Annotated in this window: 3 protein-coding genes and 1 pseudogene; 1 reads left to right on the top strand and 3 read right to left on the bottom strand. The window is 61.7% G+C overall.

The window, feature by feature from the left end:
- A partial coding sequence (locus TY51_RS22325; RefSeq protein WP_042252956.1) for a transposase occupies positions 1-92 on the bottom strand: 92 nt, incomplete at its 3' end.
- A 97-nt stretch (positions 93-189) separates the two neighbouring features.
- On the opposite strand from TY51_RS22325, the gene TY51_RS19505 reads away from it, so the two are divergent.
- Positions 190-1,377 (top strand): IS3 family transposase, encoded by a 1,188-nt coding sequence (locus TY51_RS19505; protein ID WP_081995314.1) that lies wholly within the window; start codon positions 190-192, stop codon positions 1,375-1,377.
- A 448-nt stretch (positions 1,378-1,825) separates the two neighbouring features.
- Here the strand turns inward: TY51_RS19505 and TY51_RS24685 are convergent.
- A pseudogene (locus tag TY51_RS24685) lies at positions 1,826-2,017 on the bottom strand (hypothetical protein); the annotation flags it as partial.
- A 684-nt stretch (positions 2,018-2,701) separates the two neighbouring features.
- Positions 2,702-3,274 (bottom strand): phosphate regulon transcriptional regulator PhoB (gene phoB / locus TY51_RS19500; RefSeq protein ID WP_042252954.1); only part of this gene is annotated, 573 nt, incomplete at its 5' end.

Genomic DNA, 3,274 nt, shown 5'->3' with positions numbered 1-3,274 from the left:
GCCTTGCGGCAGACCTCGGCCACCGGCGTGCCTTCCTCGCCTTGCTTCAGGATGAACGCCTTCTGCGCTTCCGTGAACTTCGATGCCTTCATCGTTCTCCGCTCCTCTCCCAGCCAGGGAAGGTTAGCCGAAAACTCCAGCTTCAAACGGTCCAGTTCTCAGGGGGCAGAGCAATGGAGAGGACGGACGATGAAGAAGGCACGACTGACGGAAGAGCAGATTATCGGCATCTTGCAGGGGCATGAGGCGGGTGCGAAGTGCGCCGATCTCTGCCGCAAGCACGGGGTGTCGGAGGGCACGTTCTATGCCTGGAAGGCGAAGTATTCGGGGATGACGGTGTCCGAGGCCAAGCGGCTGAAGGCGCTGGAGGACGAGAACGCGAAGCTGAAGAAGCTCTTGGCCGAGCAGATGCTCGACATGGCGGCGATGCGTGAGCTTCTCCAAAAAATGGTGACGCCCGTCGCGAAGCGCGAGGCTGTCGCGCATCTGAAGGCCCAGCTTGGGTTGTCGGAGCGGCGGGCGTGTCAGATTGCCGGGGCGGATCGGACGATGGTCCGCTATCAGTCGCAGCGTGCGCCTGATACGGCGCTGCGCGTCCGGTTGCGGGATCTGGCCAATGAGCGGCGCAGGTTCGGCTACCGACGGCTCTTCGTGCTGCTCAGGCGTGAGGGCGAGGCGTCGGGGATCAATCGCATCTACCGTCTCCACCGCGAGGAAGGGTTAACCGTCCGTAAACGCAAAGCACGCCGCAAGGCAATCGGCACAAGGACCCCGATCCTGATCGAGGCGCGGGCCAATGCCCGCTGGTCGCTGGATTTCGTGCATGACCAGTTCGCCTGCGGGCGGCGATTCCGGGTGCTGAACATCGTCGATGACGTCACGCGGGAATGTCTTGCCGCGATCCCCGACACATCGATCTCGGGCCGCCGCGTGGCGCGGGAGCTGACGGCTCTGATCGAACGGCGCGGCAAGCCCGGGATGATCGTCAGCGACAACGGGACGGAACTGACCTGGAACGCGATCCTGAAATGGTGCACCGAGGCCAAGGTCGAATGGCATTACATCGCGCTTGGAAAGCCGATGCAGAACGGGTTTGTCGAAAGCTTCAACGGTAGGATGCGGGACGAGTTCTTGAACGAGACGCTGTTCCGCAACCTCGCCCATGCCCGCAATCTGATCGCCGAGTGGGTCACCGACTACAACACCGAGCGGCCCCACTCTGCCCTCGGATACCAGACCCACGCAGGTTTCGCACTGCACCTGACCACCGCAGTCGCCCGACCCGCTGCACGCGATGAGGGTTCCGCGTGCCAGGCGATTGCTCAACCCGCGCCAAAAGGCGTAAATCAACTACCGGCTCCGGTCGTAGTCGGATGAAAGACCAGTGGCACGTCACTTCGTCAAAGACTTTAGCACGCGCGGGGAGTTTTCGAAACAGACCGCGGCTTCGTCGCCCAATCGGAAAGCATCCAGGTGGGATCTGGAAATGTCGAAGCCGATGGTATGGTCAGTCATCTTCGCCATGTCCTATGCTTGTCATGCATGGCTGAAACACTCTTATCCGCTCAGGCCCTACGGTGAAGCCGGCGGTTGACCACACTCAAACAAGGCCCTCGAGGACCAAGCTTTCCTCGATCCGACCGCCGCCACTGCCCGCCAAAATGGCGTGGTGGGCAGTGGCTTCGAATAACCCCGGAAGCACCCCCAATTAATAAGGCAGGCGCTTCTCCCACCCTTGGACCGACGGTTGCCGGATTTTTCTGGGTCGATCATGGCGACAGGCTTGCTGCGTCGCCATAGCCGCCCGGACCGATGGAGTGCCATGGCAACCCCGGCGGATCGACACGGCCCCAGTCCACCGACATCCCGATGACCCTCTGCCGTGCCTGAGCGGGCTCAGCCAACAGCAGCTGCCAATTCAAGCCTGCTGTCTGCCACGCGTCCGGCGGATGACATCCGATAGCATCTCTCGATCTCCGGTGAGGTCGGTGGCGATCTTCTTGAGCCGGCTGTTCTCACTCCATCGCTACGCTTGGACCAATGGCACCGGCTCCTGACTCCAGCGCCTTCAGCCGACGCATTTCGTCCGCCAGCAGCCTGCCCCATACCAAGTTCGTCTGGTGGACAGTCCACGGGACTGTTCACCGATCCCCCTTAATCCGCTCAAAGGAGGTCACTTGGATGATCCAAGCCTTCCAGCGAACCTCAGCAACGGGTGTGCCTTCCCTGCCCTGCGTCAGGACGAACGCGTTCAGATCACTCTGCCTTGCGCTGCCACACCGGGACAATGGTCTCTCGCTTGTCCATAAGCCTCAATGACGTCGTCAGTCTCCGTTCTTCTCCCGGTCAGGGAAAGTCAGCCGAAAAATTCCGTGCCAAACGCGCCAGTTCTCACGGGCAGTGGAGGTCTAAGAAAGTCGGAACCGGTCATTGGTGTCAACAAAACGGCATCAGTTCAAAGATCAAACATGACAACGTTTGCACCCAACACATGGGTTCTGACGTCTGTTCTGCGCGCTGCTACCCTCAACCTACCTTAAATAATGGTAGTCTGACATGAAACCACGACTGAGCTCGGCCCCGCGGCGAACCGGTCAAGAATGCAGGGCTACATCTCTGCGTCATGCACTCGCTCATATGAAAGAGGATGGCGCTAAGTGGTACTCTGCCTCGCATTTCTTTTGCTTATTATCAGGCACAGTCACCCCAGGGCGTATCCGACGCCTCGGACGGTTCTGAGGGGGTCGTCTCCGCCGTTTTTCATGAGGGCTTTGCGCAGGCGGCCGACATGGACGTCGATGGTGCGGGTGTCGACATAGATGTCGCGGCCCCAGACCCGGTCCAGCAGCTGTTCGCGCGTCCAGACGCGGCCGGGCTTTTCCATCATCGTGGACAGCAGCCGGAATTCGGTGGGTCCCAGGTGCAGCGTCTGGCCGGCGCGGAAGACCCGGTGTTCGGCGGCGTCCAGGATGATGTCGGCGAACGACAGCCGCTCGCCCATCGTGGCGGGGCGGGTGCGGCGCAGCTGGGTGCGCAGACGCGCCAGCAGCTCGACCACGGAATAGGGTTTGACCACGTAGTCGTCGGCGCCGGTCTCCAGGCCGCGGACGCGGTCGACCTCCTCGCTGCGCGCCGACAGCATGATGATCGGGATGTTGCGGGTCGCGGGGTCGGCCTTGACCTGGCGGCAGACCTCGATGCCCGACACGCGCGGCAGCATCCAGTCCAGCACGATCAGGTCGGGCTGCTCCTCTGCGACCAAGAGCAGCGCGTC

It is taken from the genome of Paracoccus sp. PAMC 22219, assembly GCF_000787695.1.
In the GTDB taxonomy this organism is placed as follows: domain Bacteria; phylum Pseudomonadota; class Alphaproteobacteria; order Rhodobacterales; family Rhodobacteraceae; genus Paracoccus.
Note: the sequence above shows the minus strand (reverse complement) of the source record. Positions and strands in the feature narration are given on the sequence as shown.